Origin of the sequence: Streptomyces marianii (assembly GCF_005795905.1) — a bacterium.
Taxonomy (GTDB): Bacteria; Actinomycetota; Actinomycetes; order Streptomycetales; family Streptomycetaceae; genus Streptomyces; species Streptomyces marianii.
In genome coordinates this window covers 277,975-294,321 of the sequence record NZ_VAWE01000002.1, presented here as the reverse complement: position 1 = coordinate 294,321, position 16,347 = coordinate 277,975, and the positions used below count along the sequence as shown (strand labels likewise).

Sequence of the window (16,347 nt, the reverse complement as noted above, 5' to 3'; positions counted from 1 at the left end):
CGTCCCGGCCAGGTCGCCGTCGCTGCTCAGCAGCAGTCGGCCCTGTTCGGGGATGGAGATCTGACGGAGGTTGACGACCAACGCGCCGTCGCTGCTCCGGCGGAGGACGGGTACGGCTTCGCTGCCGTCGATGTCGATGGACAGGGCGCCGTCTGCGGTGAAGTAGGCGGCGATCCGGAGCCCGCCGAGGGCCAGAACAGGTACTGACTCACCGGGGGCATGCGGGTCTGGCCGCAGGTAGAAGGCGGCCTGATGGAGTTCGTGAATAAGTCCGGTCTTCAGAGGATTCTCCTTGCGGTTCGGGAGTTCGAGGGGGTGGATCGGCGGGGTCGGTAGCTAGCTCAGCTGTCCCGGACGGGGTGGCGCGACCGCGCCCATTCGTGGGCCAGGCGCCGGATGCCGGTCAGGGTGCGATCCAGCGCACCCGGCGACATGCCTCCGGGGCCAGCGTTCTCCAGAAGCAGTTCCCGAACGGCGCGGTCGAAGCGGTGGTCGGCCTGAGCGAGGGATCCGCGCCGCTGCGCGCCGGTCACAGGCTGGAGGGAAGAGACACTGGGGCGGCGTCCGAGCGCCTCCTTCCACACCGTGTCGGCGACGCTGAGCCCGTGTTGGGCGACGAGGCGATGCCAGACGTTGGGGAAGGGCGCCATGGCCCCCTGTGCGTCGTCGTCCATGAGCCTGAGCACCGTCTCGGCCGTGGCGGGCAGCAACGGCAGGTGGGGTGCGTCAGGAGTGAACGGGGCGATTTCTATGGTCGCCGCGGCCTGTTCCGGATCAGTGGTCGGGCGGGTCAGCGAGGTGTGGATGGTTGCGGCATCCTCCGGTCTGCGGATGGGGCCGATGCGGACGCTGTGGCCGTCCGCCCTCGTAACGATCACGGCAAGCGGTACGTCGGGCGACGCATCCTTCCCTGCTGGACGGCGCGGGGCAGGCGATGCCTTCCTGGTCATCCGGCGGCTGCCGAGAAGCGGATGGCCGCCTTCTTCGATCCGCGGCGGTCGCGCTGGCGCTTCGGGCCGCTCGCGTGAGCCCCGCTGGCTCCGGAGCGGCGCAGGTTCTGCACGGCGACGGCGCGTGTGCGGTTGCTGGTGTAGCTCAGACGGGGCTTCATCTGCGGTTCCTTCCTGGGTCGACTTCCGGACTTCATGCTCTAATTTACTATGAGCGGCATCATAAGTAAAGTGCAAAGCGTCAACCCGCCACCATTTGACTCTTTTAGCTTGCCCTATATAGCCTGTCCTTGTACTTGTGATGCAGGGTGCGCCCTGCCCCCGATGCCGGGCCGGCATTCCAAGGAGGACTTCTTGACCGACCTCGACGCGCTCGACCTCGCCGCTCTCAACTCGGCGACGAAGTACCCGCCCATCCCCACGTACCACGAGATCGACCGCGGCATCCTGCTCGACAAGGTGCAGGCCTTCAGCGGCGACGTCGTCCTCACCGAGAAGGTCGACGGCACGAACGCGCGGATCGTCGTTTTCCCCGACGGGGACTACGCGATCGGCAGCCGGGAGGACCTTCTCCACGCCAAGGGCGACCGCATCGTGAATCCGGTCCACGGAATCGTTCCGGCACTGTGCTCGCTGGCTGACCGGCTCGCGGCCCCCGCAGCGGGACTGCGTGTCTACTTCTTCGAGGTCTACGGCGACAAGATCACCAAGGCCAGCGAGCAGTACACCGGCAGCCGTCAGGTGGGCTTCCGCCTCTTCGACGTCGCCGCGGTGGACTCCTCCGTTCTGGAGCTGCCGGCGCACGCGATCAGTTCGTGGCGCGAACACGGCGGCCAGCAGTTCCTCAACGAGAACGAACTCGCCCTCATGGCCGCGGACAACGGCGTCGAGCTGACGCCGCGTGTGGGCACCGTCGCGGCGGATCAGCTTCCCACCGGCCTGGCCGCAATGCAGGAGTTCCTCGCCACCCGCCTGCCGGGCACGCGCGTCGCCCTGGACGACGGCGCGGGCGGGCGCCCGGAGGGCATCGTTCTGCGCTCCACCGACCGCTCAGTGATCGCCAAGGCGCGCGCCGAGGACTACGCCCGCACCATGCGGCGCCTCGCCGGCCGCTGACCACCGCCCGTCCTGGCCGCTGTCAATGGCGCAGCGGCCGGGACGGGCCGGAGGCCGTCTCCACGGTGTGCCCCCGGGGGCCTGCTGCCAAGCACCGCCCGGCTCCGGCATCACGCCTCGCGGCGGTGCCCATTTCAGTTTCCCCGCTTTCAAGGAGATTCCCGTGTCCGGCAGTTCCCAGATGCAGGTCATCGTGTACGCCGTCGATGACTCCGAGATCACGACGGTGCTCAACGTGTTCCGCGCCCGGCACGTGACGACCGACTACGGCCTCGGCTCCTCACCCGAGAGCCTGGAGCTCGGATGCGTGTACGGCACCGCCGAGGTGCCGGCCGGCTCCGCCCGTGAGCTGGCTTCGGAACTCACCGCAGGGGCGCCGTCAGCGGCGTTCGTCCTGTGGCAGGACCCTTCATACCCGGCCAACGGAGCCTACGTGGCCCGGGTTCCGGACGTGGGGGGCCTTGAAGCCGAGTGCGATGTGCACGGGACGCCGCTGATCTCTCTGCGGAAGGTTATCCCCTTCTTCAGCACCTCCCTCCGCGTAGCCGCGACCCGGACGGAGGACAACACGGCCGGCGAGGTACGGCATGCCGCCGAAGTGCTTGATGCGCTGGCCTTGCTCTCCGGGCGTCTGCCTGGTGCTCCGGAGGCGGAGTGACGGGGCCTGTGGCGGTTCTGCCCGCTCCGCCGGTGCGGTGGCGGCCCGGGCAGCTGGGCCTGCCCTGCTGCGCCATTGGGGAGTGCCGGCCGCAGCGGCGCCTGACGCTGCCCCCGCGGCCGTCCTTTCCCGGGCGTAGGCCGCGTGTGCTGGATCTGTACTGCTGCGGCGGCGGCGCTGGGATGGGTTACTACCGGGCCGGCTTCGACGTGGTGGGCGTCGACGTCCGTCCGCGGCCCAGCTACCCCTTCGAGTTCCACCAGGCCGATGCCCTGGACTTCGCCCACGCTCATGTTCAGGAGTTCGACCTGGTCCACGCGTCGCCGCCTTGTCAGCACTCGTGCACGCTGACCAAGGGCACGAATCGGGGACGCGAGTACGTCGACCTCATCCCGGCCACGCGCGCGCTGTTCGCCTGGTACGGCGTGCCGTCCGTCATCGAGAACGTCCAGGGCTCCGAGCTGCGGCGGGACCTGGTCCTGTGCGGTGAGATGTTCGGGCTCGGCGTTCTGCGTCACCGGTACTTCGAGATCGACTACTGGAAGGGCAATACGCGTCCCCACCAGCCCCACCGCGGCTACGTCCGCGGCCTGCGGCACGGCGTGTGGCGCGACGGCCCGTACATCGCGGCGTACGGCAGGGGCGGCGGCAAGGGCACCGTCCGCGAGATGCAGCAGGCCATGGACATTCACTGGACGGACGTTCACGAGGAGCTCACCGAGGCGATCCCGCCCGCGTATACCGAGTACATCGGCAAGGAGTTCCTGACCACCGGGGAGTGGGGGGCCGCCGCTCGCGGAATCCCGGACACTGCTCCCATCCCGGAGATCATGCGGCCGTACCTCAAGCTCAACGCCGCAGGCCGCCTCGTTCTGACCGGCCCCCGCGCTCAGCGAACCGCGACGGCGCAGGCGCACCGCGTACCCCCGTTCGCCATTCGCCCCCTGAGGGAGACCAGTTGACGACGTCCCCGCCCTCGGCGAGTGCTCCGGCCCGATACCTGGATGAGGCTGTTCCTGAGGAGATTCAGCGCCGGTGGTGGAGCTGGACGGCCGCGGAGTGGCGCCGCGGCCGCCACATGGCCGCCAACAACCTGTTCCCCCCAGACCCAGCGCTACTCGGTCCGTGCGCCGGCGGAGATGTGTCCGCATCACCGTGATGCCTGGCTGGGCTACCGGAACATGAGCTTCGACCCGGTAGCCGGGAACCGGTGACCGGGGCATCCCGGCTCTCCCTTCACCCCCGTCGGCAGGGATCTGGCCAGGGTCTTTGAGGAACGCCGGTGCGAGTGGGACGAGAAGGCGTCCGCGCAGATGCGCCTCATCGAAGACATCTGCCTGTCCGGGCGTTCCCCGCAGTGTGAGCGGCCGGCCTCCTGCGGTCGGCCTGGCGGCGGCGTGGCGGCATGAGGTCGCCGGCGAATGGCGGAACAGCAGGCAGGCCGGAGGGGACGGCTGCGCGGGCCCGGCCATGGCGGGGTTCGGTCAGGATGCGCCGAGGGTGATCAGTCCGAAGTCGAGGGCCCGGTCCGCCTCACGCAGCGCCTCCTCGGCCGCGCGACGTACCTCTGCCGGGACGTCGCCGAGTTCGTCGACGAGGCATGCGTAGATCGGGGCGTCGGTGGTGCCGGCCTCGACGGTCTGTGGTGCGGTCACGGTGGTGCCTCTCCCCCGGTTGCAGGAACAGGTGCCGAGTGTACGGGCGGTGGCCACCGGGACTCTCGGGCGAGCACACCCCGATTGACTCTATTACATTGCCTCACGCTCCATTTGTAGGTAAACTTTGTATCGACGGGGTGGGGATGTCGCCCCTCCCCGGTCGCACCCAGGCGGCGTCTGCGCCACCTCGATGTCGCTAATACCTTTACCCATGAAAGGGATCAGTTGCCTTCCAGTGACCATGTCCCCGGCTTCGGCTGGGAGCTGCACGACGACCGCGGCGGCAGCGACAAGTTCTACCGCCTCATCGTCCTCGCCGGACCGGAGCCGCTCGCGCTCGGCCTTCACGGAAGCCGTGGCGGGGCCGGCCAGATCGGTCTGCTGACTTCGCACATCACCGCCGAGGACGCGCTGATCGCGGTGGTCAAGAAGTCCCGCGAGAAGGAGAAGAAGGGCTACGAGGCGAGTCGCGATTTCACGGCCTTCGAGGTCCCCGCTTCGCTCACGGACCCCGACCACGCCAGGGACAACGCCCGCGACATCGCGCGCCACTTCGGCAAGACCGCCCGCCAGAAGGGCACCGAGTTCCCCAACGCGTCCCCCATCCCGGGCTCGAACTTCTAGCCACCACAGCCGTCCGCCCCACGGCTCTCACCTCAGGAGTCCCTTGTCCACTCCGTTCACGAACCAGATGTACCAGCGCGGCCAGACTGAGCTGGAGAACCTCCAGCGTCAGCGCGCCACGCGACGCAAGCCCGCTCCACCGGCTGCCGTCCTGTCTTCTGCGCTTCCGCAGGTCGGCCCCCAGATCCGCCCGAACGGGCAGCTGTACCAGCCCCGGATGCTCGGCGGGGTGGAAGACCTCGCATTCCTGCGCGACGCTCGCAGCCACCGTGAGCACGTCCTGCTCGTCGGGCCGCCCGGCACCGGCAAGACCGCCCTGAGCGAGGCCGCCTTCGTCCCGGACGCCGTCCCGGGCCGACACTGCGGCCTGGAGACGATCGTCGGCACCGCCAGCACCGAGGTCGCGGACTTCGTCGGCACCTTCGTGCAGAACCCGACCACGGATTCGTTCGAGTGGATCCCCGGACCGCTCATCCGCAGCATCGAGAACGACGTCCCGCTCCTGGTCGACGAGATCGCCCTGATCGACCCCCGTGAACTGACCGTGCTGTACGCGCTCATGGACGGTCGTGGCGAGTTGCACGTCACCCAGAACCCGTCGCTGCCCCCGCTCAAGGTCGGCCCCAACTGGTTCGTCATCGGCGCCTGCAACCCCGACGTGCCCGGCGCGCACCTGAGCGACGCCCTCCTGAGCCGGTTCCACCACCACGTCGAGGTCACCACCGACTGGGACCTGGCCGCCGACTTCGGTGTGCCGGTGGATCTCATCACCGTGGCCAAGAACCTGGAGAGCCGCAAGCAGGATGACACGTACGCGGGCTGGATCCCGCAGCTGCGCGACGCCATGGCGTTCGCCGAGACGAGTCGGCGGTTCGGGCAGGACTTCGCCGTGGCAGGCCTGCTGCGCAAGTGCCCTGCCCAGGACCGCAGCGAGTTCGCTGCGGCCATGAAGGAGAAGTTCGACGAGGCCACTCCGCTGTCCCTGGGCGCCCGGGTTCCTGCGGGGCGCCGGTGATCGACGCACCGGCGGCTTCGACCGCTCCGCACGAGGAGGTCGACGCGGACCTCCTCGACGCCCGCAATGCCCTCGCCCGGCGGCTCGGATCCATCATCAACACCCTCGCCGACCGCGACGACGTCCTGCTCACCATGGTGTGGGACACCAAGCCCACGGCGGACGCAGCGTGGTTCGACCCGCGGCTGATCAAGGTCACCATCAACGGGTCCGTCGCTCTGAAGGACGGCATCCACCCGGACCAGGTCGACCCGCTCAGCATCTCGGGCAGGCTGCGGCACCCCGTGATCGTGGGCATGTCGGCGCATGAGGCTGCTCACGCGCGCAGCACCCGCTGGGGTCTCTGGGACGCGGCAGCAGGCCGGGCGGTGATCCGGGCGGCGGTTCTGCTCGAGGAACCCCGGATCGAAGCCCGGCACCTCCAGGAACGTCCGGGCGACCGGGTCTTCCTGCGCGCCTGCGCGAGCAACATCGTGCTGCCCTCCCAGCGCACCGCCTCGGCCCTGTCCGACCGGTGGCGGGCGGCTGCTGGTGCCGCCCTCATCCTGGGCCGGGTCGACGCTGGTGTGCTCACCCCGGCCGAGGCCCGGCCGGTACACGCGGCCGTCAAGAGCGTCCTCGGCGCCGCTGATCTCGCCGCGCTGCGCGCCCTGTGGCGGAAGGCCCTGAAGCTCGACGACGGCGACCAGGCCGGCCTGCTGGATGTCGCCCGCCGGTGGGTCGAACTCGTCGGCGCGGAGGAAGATGAGGACCTTCCCGGCGTCGGCTGCGCGGCGGGCGAGCCCAGTCCCGAGCTCCCGGCGGCTGACGCGGCCAGCGACACCATCGGCGCGGCTGTGGTTGCCGTGGCCGGTGCCGTCTCGGTCCAGGCCCAGATCGCCACGGGAGCGTTGCCCGACCCTGAGCAGGAGCGCCGGGCCGAGGAGGAAGCAGCTCGCCGTCAGCGGGAGCGCCGGGCCGAGGAGGAAGTTCGTCGGGCAGCGCAGCAGGCTGCTCGCAGGGTGTTCACGTCTGCCCCTGCGCCGTCCTCGCTCCGCGCACGTCCGCAGAACCCTGTCAGCGGCCGCCGGGAGCCGACTTCGCAGGAGCGGGCGACCGCCCGTCGGCTGGGGACCGCGCTTGCGGAGGCGCAGTTCCGCGATCCCGCTCGTGTCCGTGTCCCCTCCGCGCTGCCGCCGGGCCGCCTGTCCGGTCGCGACGCCATGCTCGGAGCGGCCCAGCGCACCCTGGGAATGCCGGTGACCGTGCGGCCCTTCCGCTCCACGAAGCGCGTCCACGCGCAGGAGCCGCCGGTCTCCGTCGGCGTGGCTGTCGACGTCTCGGGGTCGATGAGCGCCTACACGCCGATCGTCGCTTCGACGGCCTGGATGTTCGCGCATGGCACCCGCGAGGTCGCCGGGAGGGCCGCGACCGTGGCCTTCGGTACGGCCGTGACCCCGATCGTCGCCCCTGGACGACCGCCGTCCAAGGTCACCGAGTTTCACGCGAACGACGCCAACCACCGCTTCACCGAGGCCGCCAACGCCCTGGACGGCGCGCTGGGACTCTCCCGCCAGGACGGCGCGCGCGTCCTCGTCATCGTGTCCGACGGTCACTGGGAGCCGGCCGAGCGCATCGGCGGCGAGCGGCTCGTGCGGCGTCTGGCCGGAGCAGGCGTCCACGTTCTCTGGTTCTGCCTCGATCCGGGCTCCAACGTCCTTCCTGGTGCCCGCCGGGTGGACATCTCCCAGGTCTCCGAGATCCCCGATGCCTTGAGCGCCGCGCTGGTCTCCGCGCTGCGCCATGCCTGAACTCAATCCCGCGGCGGGCGGCACCTTCACCGGGTCGCCCGCCCCACCGGGCGCTGAACGGCGCCACCCTCACGTCAAGGGAGTCTGTGTTGCCCATCCCCCACCTGCGCGAGGCCCGTAAGGGTGCCAGTGCCCCGTCCGAGCCGGGTGCGAACGCCGACGCCGCGGCCGGGGCCGCCTTCCAGTACAGCGCCCCGGCCGCCGACCCCGACTCTACGAGCGCCGGTAAGCAGGCGGACGCCCCCCACGGCCGACAGGAAGCCGCCGGTCCCGAGCACGGCGATGCGCTCACCCCCACGGAGAAGGCGGCAGCCGAGTGCCCGGCGTGCCAGCACAAGGAAGTACGCGCGGGACGCTGCGGCGGCTGCGGCGCCGCTGTCGGTGCCGAAGCGGCCGCTGCCGCGCTGGCGGGCCTGCCCCGCAACGCGGGCGTTCTGTTGCGTGAGGCGGAACAGCAGGGCTGGGACGTGCGCGCCGAGCGGCGCTGGACCGGCCGTCTGTGGGTGCGCGCCCTGGTGGTCTCCGGGCTCGTGATGGTGCGCGCCGGGGTGGAGGAGACCGCGCACGTGTGCGCGTGGAACGAGGCGACGGGCAAGTTCGTGGCGTCCGCCTCGACCGGCGGGTTCAAGGCCGTACGCGAGGCCATCAGGGCCGTACGCGTCGTCTCGCGTGAGCAGGAGGCCACGGGGCGCACGGTATGGGGCCGGGACGCGGCTGAGTGGGTCCGGCAGATGGACGGGGCCGCGGCCAAGGTGAGCACCGCCCTGTGTGACGCGCGGGACGCGTTCAACGCCCTCGACGGTTCCACGCCCGCGGGCGCGCGGGCCGTGGAGCTGGCGTCTGCCGCCTACGCGGAAGCCAGGACGGCAGAGCGGTCGGCCACCGACGCGGTGAAGGCGGCACGGGCGTGGCTGGCTGAGACGAACGGCGAGGACGCGCGGGGGTGCGCGTCGTGGCGGCGTGCGGTCGTGCTGGCCGGGCAGCACGTCAAGGAGGCTGGAGAGGCGATCACGGACGCCGCGGCGCGCGCGAAGCGGGAGGCGCTCGCCGCTCCGATCATCGAGGAGGCGCAGGAGCGGCTGCTCGCCCGGGAGGCCCAGTGGCGCAAGCGGTTGGCCGCGGAGGGCCGTGAGCCGTCGGCGCGCGGGTACGCCGGGCTGATCATGATGTTCGAGGACTCCTCGCGCCGCTGGTGTGAGTGGTTCGACGGCAACACCGACCACGACGGCGTGTTCCACGCGGGGCAGGGTGACCCGTCACGGTCGTTCGTGGCGCAGTACGACGCCTGGGGGAAGTCGAGGCACTCGGACCGGTCGGTCCACTTCCCCTCGCGGTATACCTCCGCCTCGCTGATCGCCGGTGACCGCGTCGACGCCGCCGCGCTGGCGTTCACGCTGGCGGTGGCCGACCGAATCGAGGGGCGCAGCGCCGAGGCCCTGCGGAAGGCGGCCGCCGCGGTCCGCAAGAACCCCCAGGGATTCGGTACCAGCAACGACCGTAAGCACCTGGCCGACTGGGCCAAGTACCCGCACATCAGCTACGGGGAGCCGAGCCGGCTCGCCGAGCACGCTCCCGCCGAGTGGGCGGCGCTCGAAACCGCCCAGGCCGCGTACAACGGCGTGCGGGACTTCCACAACGCCCTGTACTGGGATGCGTACTACGCCGGTGAGCGGGCGAACGCGCGGGCGGAGGCCGACCGTGCTGGGCTGGCCGGCCGCGACGCCGCCCGGGCGGAGCGCGCGGAGTCCGGCCGTACGGCGTCTGCGTGGGCGGCGGCCGTGGAACGGCTGGCGACGGCCCGTGGCCGTGTGCATGCGGCTGTGGTGCTCGCCGCCGGTGATGTGGAGCGGGCGCAGGCGTGCCGGGGCCGGGTCCGGGAGGGGGACGCGCTCGCTGAGGAGGTGTGGTCGGCTGTCCGCTCCTGTGAAGAGGCGTACGACGATGTGAACCGCGCGAAGCGAGACGCCGCCCATTTCACGGAGTCGGCAGAGACCTACCGCAAGGCGGGTGTCTTGTCGGACTTCGTGGCCGAGTGCGCGCGCATGGAGGACGCCGCCGCCCGTGCCGAGTCCGGCCGTGAAGAGACGCTGAACCGGTATGGGTGTGCGTTCGACAATGCCGCGACGGCGGAGGAGGTCCGGCACGCCATGCTGCCCGCAGAGGCCGCAGAGGAGGGCTCGGCGGCCGTGCCGCCGGAGCGTGAGCCGGCCGAGGAGCAGCGGGAGCATGCGGCCGTATCCCGCAGCAGCAACGCCGGACGGCCGGAGGGGGCGGCTGATGATGACGTCGCCGGCGCCGAGCTCTCAGCCGCGCTGGAAGAAGGCGAGTCGCTCGCGGCCGTGTCGTTCGTCGACGGGCGAGAGCCGTCGACCGGTTGGGTGCTGACGACGGCGGCCGGGCATGCCTTCCGGATCCGGCCCGTCACCTACTGCCGTCCGGAAGAGGGGCAGTGGGAAGCCGGGCACGACGCTGACGGCTCGTACTGGTGGTCCACCAACATCGAGGACCGTTCCCTGGCCAAGGTGCTCGCCCGGATCCGCGAGGACTCCGACACCCGTGCCCGGTTTGCCGCCCTGTGGGCGAAGTACGGGCACTACACGGCGCAGGCCCCAGCGTTCGGGTGCAGGTCGGAGCGGGTGGAGCTTGAGCCCGGTGTCTTTCTGATCCGTCGCTTCGGCGCCGTGGGCCTGATCGCCGCGTGCCGGTGGGGGTTCGAGTACCTGACCGCCGACGACGGCCGTGAGGGCTGCACGGGTGACGACTGGGCGCGCAAGGGCCCCGATCATCGGCAGTACGTCGCCGAGTGGAAGGTGTGGAGTCGCGCACTGAGCAGCGTGGCGAACGCCCGCCTCCGCGTGCTCTCCGTGTGCGCGGACGATGACGCGGAGGCCGGCGCCGACGCGTACTGCGTGATGTCGGCGCCCTACGTCGGCAAGTGCAGCGCGAAGCGCTCCGGCGTCCGCTTCTGGGTTGCCGTGGTTACCGACCAGGGGGGCGAGCTTGGCCGGTTTGTCGCGTGTGCCCGCTGCCTTTCCGGCAGGATCCTGGACGACGCCCAGGGCGGCCGGTTCTCCGGGCGGGATGTGATCGGCCTCGCCCGTGACTTGGCCAAGGGCGATCCCCGCACGTGCACCCTGCACTGGCGGCAGTGGGAGGACCGGGCGGCGGAGCTGTGCGGGCAGATCCTCACCGAGGCTCTGGAGAACGGTGAGGAGGCGCCGTGGCCGTCCACGGCGCTGGCAGATGCGCTCATGGCCCAGGGCGCGGCCGACGGGGACGACCGTGCGCAGCGGGAAGCCCGCGCGGCTGTGCGCGAGCGGGGCGGCGGCAAGAAGGCGCAGGACGAGGCCGCCGCGCTGGCCGCGGCCGCGCGGGCCGACCGAACCGCCCTGGTCGCCTCGGCTCGGGCGAGCCGGGCTGCGTTCTTCGCCCGTGTCGATGCCGCGTCCGCCGCCACGGAGGCGAAGCGTTCCGTCGGGAAGCAGGCCGTCCGCGCGTCGGTGCCCGTCACGGCGGAGGCGTCGGCCGCTGACACCGCCGATGATCCGGACCCCGGCGGCGACCCTGAGCAGGGATCCGCCGATACAGCTGTCGCTGCCCGCGGCGGGCGCGCCGGCTCAGAGGTGGACAGCGGCGGCATGGACAGGTGGCTCGACGAGAGCAGCGCCCGGACCTGGCTGCCTCGAATGGGCTGGTGCACCGGAGTGGCCGACGTCCTGGCCGCCGCGTACGCGGGAGACCTGCACGCGGACACGTCCGGGATCGTCCGTCGCCGTGAGGGCCAGGGCCGCCGGGTGCGGGCCGCCCTGGTCGAACTGCTGGTATCCGGCGCCTACATCGCGGTGCCCCGTGCTGGCCGGCGCGGCCCTGTCACGGTCACTCCCGACGGCGTCACCGCACACCGCTGGTGCGCCGCCGCCCCTGATCTGCTGCACGCGGACCATCGGGCCGCCTACTGGGCCCGGGTGCGGATCCACCACACCGGCCGCACCAGCAAGCAGACGGCGCGGGACCGGGCCAGGCGCCTTGCTCCGCTGCCGAACGGGGTGGAGGAGAAGCGCCGCCGCGCCGCACAGTTGCGGCAGGTCGAGCAGTGGGCCAAGGAGATGCAGGCCACGCGGACACGACTCGCGGCCGAGCAGGCGGAGCGGGAGGCGCAGGCCGAGCAGGCGCGGGCGGCCGAGTGGGCGCGGAGCCAGCAGGAGGCCGAGGAGCGGCAGGCAGTGGAGGAGGACCGCCGCGATGACGGTCTCGTCATGTCGCAGTACGGCCCGCAGGAGTTTGTCATGGGCACGGGCAAGCGTCGCGTAACAGTGACGCGGATCAGCCCGAGCATGTGGGACGCGGTGCACCGCGGAACCGTCTACCTGGTGTCGAAGGAGGGCAGCGAAGACGGGTCCTGGCTGGTCATCGCGCCGGACAACACGCGCATCGGCGTCTGTTCGGTGCTCAATGACGCTCCCTACGCGTCCAGCGTCCGGGACATCGTCCGCAGCCACGCCGACGCCATGGAGCGGGGCGAGGCGCTCGTCGGGGGGACGTCGCCCGACGCAGTCGCTGTGCCCGAGGGGACCTGCCAGGGCGGCCCGCCGCCACCGGAGATAGGCGGGCCGAGCAGGAGTCGGCGCTGAGCTACCCGTGAGAAGGCTGGCCGCACGGTGACGACCTTGATGCCGGGCGTCGTGGGGAGGCTACGACTGGACCGCGACCGGGCCGCGGGGCGATCTCCCTGGTGCCGCCGGCCTTCACACGATCGGCAGGACGTGCAGCGGCGTCGCCTCCGACACGCGCAGGACGAGGCTCGCTCCTTCACCCGTACCCTCTGCTCGGCATCACCGGCATTGCCGCAATCCGGAGCCTCGGACGCTGTCCACAGCTGCCTGCGATGAGAGTCATGGCGTCGGGGTGGAGAAGAGGCCCCGGCCGCAAAACTCTCGACTTCGAGGAGACCCTCTGTGATCGTCGCCATGCTCGACGTGTTGCTGACCATCCTGCTGCCACTGGTAATGGGCGCGGCGATCACATGCACCAGTCCCAGCGGCGTCTTGTTCACACGCCCGCCGGAGCAACCCTTGGTCGGGCGGGGCCGCTTGGCCCCGATGCGGGTGCTGCTCTTGTTGCTGCCTGTGGTGTGGCAGCCGCTGGCGAGCAGGTACCTGCTCGCGGAGCGGCTGTTCGGCGTGTTCGTCATCGCCGTCATCGGGATGGGGTTGGGTCGCGTCGGGCGCGCGGTGGCCCGGCGGCTTCCGGGTACGCGGAGCGGCAGTTGACCGCCCGCTGGCAGACCTTCTTGCCGCCAACGTCTCAGAAGCGCCGGGCCGCCCGGGGCGCTCAGACGTCAGGTAGGGCATGAAGGAATGGTCAGCAGGCGAGTCTGCACACTGCAGCCGTCCTGGACTCGTGTTGGCGGCTTGGGGCGGCCTCGCCGGGTGCCTTGTCTTCTACGTCGGCGTCCTGCGGGGCGGCCCGATCGTGCTTGCCGCGGTCGCCGGCGGGGCCGTGCCGGTTGTCCTCGTGCCGACCGTGAGCCTGCTCCTTCTGTTCGCGCAGGTGGCTGGCCTTGTGGGGCTCTGCCTTTCCGGCTGGCGCGCGCTGTTCACCGCTTCGGCGTACGTGATGGCCGTCCGCGCGGCCCGACGTGAGCCTCGGTGAGGGACGGCGTTCGCACACCAAAGCCCTTGAGGGGCCCGCGTGGAGCGGGCGTCCCTCAAGGGCTCATGCCGTTCGCCGGCTGACCGCTACTGCGGCACGAGCGCGGAGACAAGATCGGAGGCTCCGAGCAGGCGCACCTGGCGGGCGTCGAGCCCGGCCGGGTACAGGGCGTATGCCTCCGCGCCCTCGGCCAGGGGCAGGTCGCCGCGCACCAGGTACGCGAGATCCACGTCGGTGGTGTCCAGGTCGAGCTGCCGGTCGGTGTGCGCAGTACCGATGCGTGCGGCGAAGTCCGTGGTGGTCTCCTCCGGGTGGCGCTGGTAGGTGGTGGTGGAGCCGTCGAGGTGACGGAGGACGACGTTCGTGGCCCGTGCAGCTGCCTGCCAGGTGGCGAGTTCACCGAGTCCGACACGGGCGCCGGAGGTGAACAGACTGGTCAGGCCCTCCCCGAGGGTGGCGAGGTCGTTCGCGTGCCGGTGGACGGCGTGGTGCGTGCCGGTCACGCCGCGGACGATGTCGAGCCAACGCATGGTGCGCCCCTGGACGTCGATCAGCAGGGGGACGCTGGCGCGGGCCTGGCCGGTCAGGTCGAAGCGCTGTTCGACCTGGCGCGGGTCGAAGACCGCCCCGGTGTTGCCGTCCTCGTCGCGGGACATGAATCCGGCGAAGGCTTCGGCGAGTTCGTCGAAGGGCACGTTGTTGTAGGAGAAGACCGCAGCGACGAGGTAGCGAACCCCTGCGGCGGCCAGCTGGTCGAGGTCGAGGTCGACGAACTCGCTGGCGCCCTGCGGGGCGGGGGCGCTCTGCAGGTCGCCGGAGTGAACGGCCGCTGCTCCGGCGAAGCGGAGCCGGGTGTAGTCGCAGGTGCCGACGTGCTGCCAGGCATCGTTGAACATCGCCGTGGACAGGTCCAGGTCGGTGCGCCCGGAGTCGGCGCTCTCCATCCAGTGGAGGAAGAGGCGGACGGTGCGTCCGTCGGGCAGGGGCAGTTCGCTGCCGCGCGGCAGGGTGACCAGGGCGCGCGAGGCGGTCCGCTCGGCGAACGGTGCGATCATGCCGTCCAGGCCGGCGTCGATGACGGCGGTGTCCGCCGGGGTGAGCCGGCCCGCGCGGCGCAGAATCTCGCCGGTCAGGATGGAGACGGCGCGGTCGACGACGGCGCCCGGGAGCGGGTCGCGCTCGTCCGCGACGATGTGTGCCTTGGCGTTGCCGCCCTTGGGGAAGAAGACCCGCTCGGTTCCCTTCCGGGTCCGGGTGCGGATCTCTCCGAGCGCCGACAGGAGTACGGCCGGTGCGACGCGGGGGGCTGCCTGTTCCAGGACGTCGAGGACGCGCTGGGTGTGGTCGTCTGCGGCCGTGCGCAGAACGTGGTCCAGACGGCGGAGCAGTTCGCCGGGCCGCTGGGCGAGCAGGGTCAGCGCACGGGGAACGTCGCTCTCGGCGAAGGCCGTCTCCACCTGGGCGGACCAGAGTGCGAGGGTGACCTTCGGGCGGTTGGTGCTGGCGGCCGGGACCCGGCGCGCCGTCGTCCGCAGGGTGTGGGAGAGGACGTCGTCGGTGAGCTTGGTCTCGCGCAGGGCGGCGATGGCGAGGGCGGTCTGCGGGTAGCGGGTGGCGTACTCGAAGGGGTGCAGCCGCTCGGCCAGGTGCTTCCACGCCTGGGCGTGGCGGCGCATGTCCTCCGCGACCAGGTTCACGTCGAGGCCTTCGAGGGCCTGCAGGAGGGCGCGGCGCAGCGGCCGCGGGATGGCGGTGAAGCGGGTGGGGGTGACCAGTCCGGCGTCGCCGCCGGAGCGGACTGCCTCCAGGCGCAGGATGTCGGTGGCCGTGGTGATGCGGGCGGTCACGGCCGGAAGGACAGCCTGGTACTGGTCGGGGTCATTGAGGAGCCAGGCCAGAACGCGGGCCTTGGTCTCGCGTGCGGGGATGGTCTCGGGCAGCCACGTCAGGTCGGTGCGGTCGCCCGCCTCGTCGAGGAGGGTGACGAGGTCGTCGGTGTCCTGCGGGCTGAGCGCGCTGGTACGCGAGAGGAGGCCGGCGAGTTCGGCTGCGGCGTCGGCCTTGCGGTCCGCGAGGTCACCGCCGTGGGTGAGGACGCGCAGCCGGTCGGGGAGGGCGCGGCGCGTCCCGGCGATGGGCCGGTGGTGCTGCGGGCGCAGGAAGGGGTCGTTCGCGTTGATGCGGCACTGGCAGATCGGGCAGGCTGCGAGGTCGGCACCGTCGAAGCACGCCGTGCAGACCAGGTGCGCGCACGGGGCGACCGGGTGGACGGTGGCGGTCGAGCCGCACAGCACGCACGGCTGCTCGGGGCTCTGGAGGAGAACAGTCAGCACCCGGTCGACGTAGAGGGCGAGGGTGTCGGTGGGAGTGCTGGCCGGAAAGCTGCGGAACAGAGGGGTGTGGTCGCGGTCCGCGCCGAGCGCTGCGTCGATGTCGTCCGTCAGGGCCCGGCCGATGGTGGCGAGCCGTGTGTCGCTGCAGCCAGCGAGTACCTGGCGAAGCTCGTTCGACAGCAGGAAGCCGCGCTCGATGAGGTCGGCTTCCAGCAGGGTGATGCCGGCGAGGGAGCCAGCGGGCGAGGAGGCCGGCGAGGCCTGGGGGTTCAGGTAGACGGATCCACGACGGGAAAGGAGCGTTGCGGCCAGGCTGCGACGGACTCCGCTGGTGGTGGTGATGGTCGTGATCGTCATTGCCGTCCTCCCCCTGTCCCGGCGGGTTCCGGGTCTCCAGGGCCCTGGTCTCCAGGGCTTCGTCTACGTGAGCCGAGGCGGACGGGGCTCTGTCCCGGGGAGGGGTAAGCACCTGAGAGCCGCTCGGCGTTGCCGAAAGTTCGATCTCATCGCGATCAACGGGCGCAGCAAAGGCACCTGTTGTTCGTGCAGGG

General features: G+C 71.3%; 13 protein-coding genes. 9 read left to right on the top strand and 4 right to left on the bottom strand.

Translation table 11 applies throughout. The features are described 5' to 3' along the window. Positions 1 to 341: 341 nt before the first annotated feature. Entirely contained in the window at positions 342 to 878 is a 537-nt protein-coding gene (locus FEF34_RS39305; protein ID WP_138058237.1) for a hypothetical protein, read from the bottom strand. Between the two features lie 68 nt (positions 879 to 946). Beyond that, positions 947 to 1,111 carry a hypothetical protein gene (locus FEF34_RS41785; RefSeq protein WP_171053385.1) on the bottom strand — a complete coding sequence of 55 codons (165 nt, stop codon included), beginning with the start codon at positions 1,109 to 1,111 and terminating at the stop codon, positions 947 to 949. Positions 1,112 to 1,304: 193 nt separating this feature from the next. Here FEF34_RS41785 and FEF34_RS39300 point away from each other — a divergent pair, with 193 nt between their 5' ends. The 3 genes from FEF34_RS39300 (at position 1,305) to FEF34_RS39290 (ending at position 3,686) form a co-directional block, all read left to right on the top strand. Further along, positions 1,305 to 2,066: an RNA ligase family protein gene (locus FEF34_RS39300; protein ID WP_199800777.1), complete on the top strand. Its 762-nt coding sequence runs from the start codon at positions 1,305 to 1,307 to the stop codon at positions 2,064 to 2,066. A gap of 163 nt (positions 2,067 to 2,229) precedes the next feature. After that, the gene (locus tag FEF34_RS39295) at positions 2,230 to 2,724 is read left to right on the top strand and encodes a hypothetical protein (protein ID WP_138058235.1); all 495 of its coding nucleotides are present in this window, start codon (positions 2,230 to 2,232) and stop codon (positions 2,722 to 2,724) included. Positions 2,725 to 2,870: 146 nt separating this feature from the next. Next, on the top strand, positions 2,871 to 3,686 hold the full coding sequence (locus FEF34_RS39290) for a DNA cytosine methyltransferase (RefSeq protein WP_325063680.1): 816 nt from the start codon (positions 2,871 to 2,873) through the stop codon (positions 3,684 to 3,686). 522 nt (positions 3,687 to 4,208) lie between these two features. Here the strand turns inward: FEF34_RS39290 and FEF34_RS41780 are convergent. Further along, positions 4,209 to 4,379, bottom strand: coding sequence for a hypothetical protein (locus tag FEF34_RS41780; RefSeq protein WP_171053384.1), 171 nt, complete (start codon positions 4,377 to 4,379; stop codon positions 4,209 to 4,211). A gap of 228 nt (positions 4,380 to 4,607) precedes the next feature. Here FEF34_RS41780 and FEF34_RS39285 point away from each other — a divergent pair, with 228 nt between their 5' ends. The 6 genes from FEF34_RS39285 (at position 4,608) to FEF34_RS39260 (ending at position 13,463) form a co-directional block, all read left to right on the top strand. Next, positions 4,608 to 5,006: a hypothetical protein gene (locus FEF34_RS39285; RefSeq protein ID WP_138058234.1), complete on the top strand. Its 399-nt coding sequence runs from the start codon at positions 4,608 to 4,610 to the stop codon at positions 5,004 to 5,006. 43 nt (positions 5,007 to 5,049) lie between these two features. Further along, positions 5,050 to 6,021, top strand: a complete 972-nt coding sequence (locus FEF34_RS39280; protein ID WP_138058233.1) for an AAA family ATPase — start codon at positions 5,050 to 5,052, stop codon at positions 6,019 to 6,021. After that, positions 6,018 to 7,811: a VWA domain-containing protein gene (locus tag FEF34_RS39275; RefSeq protein ID WP_138058232.1), complete on the top strand. Its 1,794-nt coding sequence runs from the start codon at positions 6,018 to 6,020 to the stop codon at positions 7,809 to 7,811. Before FEF34_RS39280 ends, FEF34_RS39275 begins: the two co-directional genes overlap by 4 nt. Before the next feature lie 89 nt (positions 7,812 to 7,900). Next, positions 7,901 to 12,442, top strand: a complete 4,542-nt coding sequence (locus FEF34_RS41775) for a hypothetical protein (RefSeq protein ID WP_171053383.1) — start codon at positions 7,901 to 7,903, stop codon at positions 12,440 to 12,442. 324 nt (positions 12,443 to 12,766) lie between these two features. After that, positions 12,767 to 13,081, top strand: coding sequence for a hypothetical protein (locus FEF34_RS39265; RefSeq protein ID WP_138058231.1), 315 nt, complete (start codon positions 12,767 to 12,769; stop codon positions 13,079 to 13,081). Positions 13,082 to 13,211: 130 nt separating this feature from the next. Then, positions 13,212 to 13,463: a hypothetical protein gene (locus FEF34_RS39260; RefSeq protein ID WP_138058230.1), complete on the top strand. Its 252-nt coding sequence runs from the start codon at positions 13,212 to 13,214 to the stop codon at positions 13,461 to 13,463. A gap of 86 nt (positions 13,464 to 13,549) precedes the next feature. On the opposite strand, the gene FEF34_RS39255 is transcribed toward FEF34_RS39260, so the two are convergent. Next, on the bottom strand, positions 13,550 to 16,153 hold the full coding sequence (locus tag FEF34_RS39255) for an MXAN_6230/SCO0854 family RING domain-containing protein (protein ID WP_138058229.1): 2,604 nt from the start codon (positions 16,151 to 16,153) through the stop codon (positions 13,550 to 13,552). Between the last annotated feature and the right edge of the window lie 194 nt (positions 16,154 to 16,347).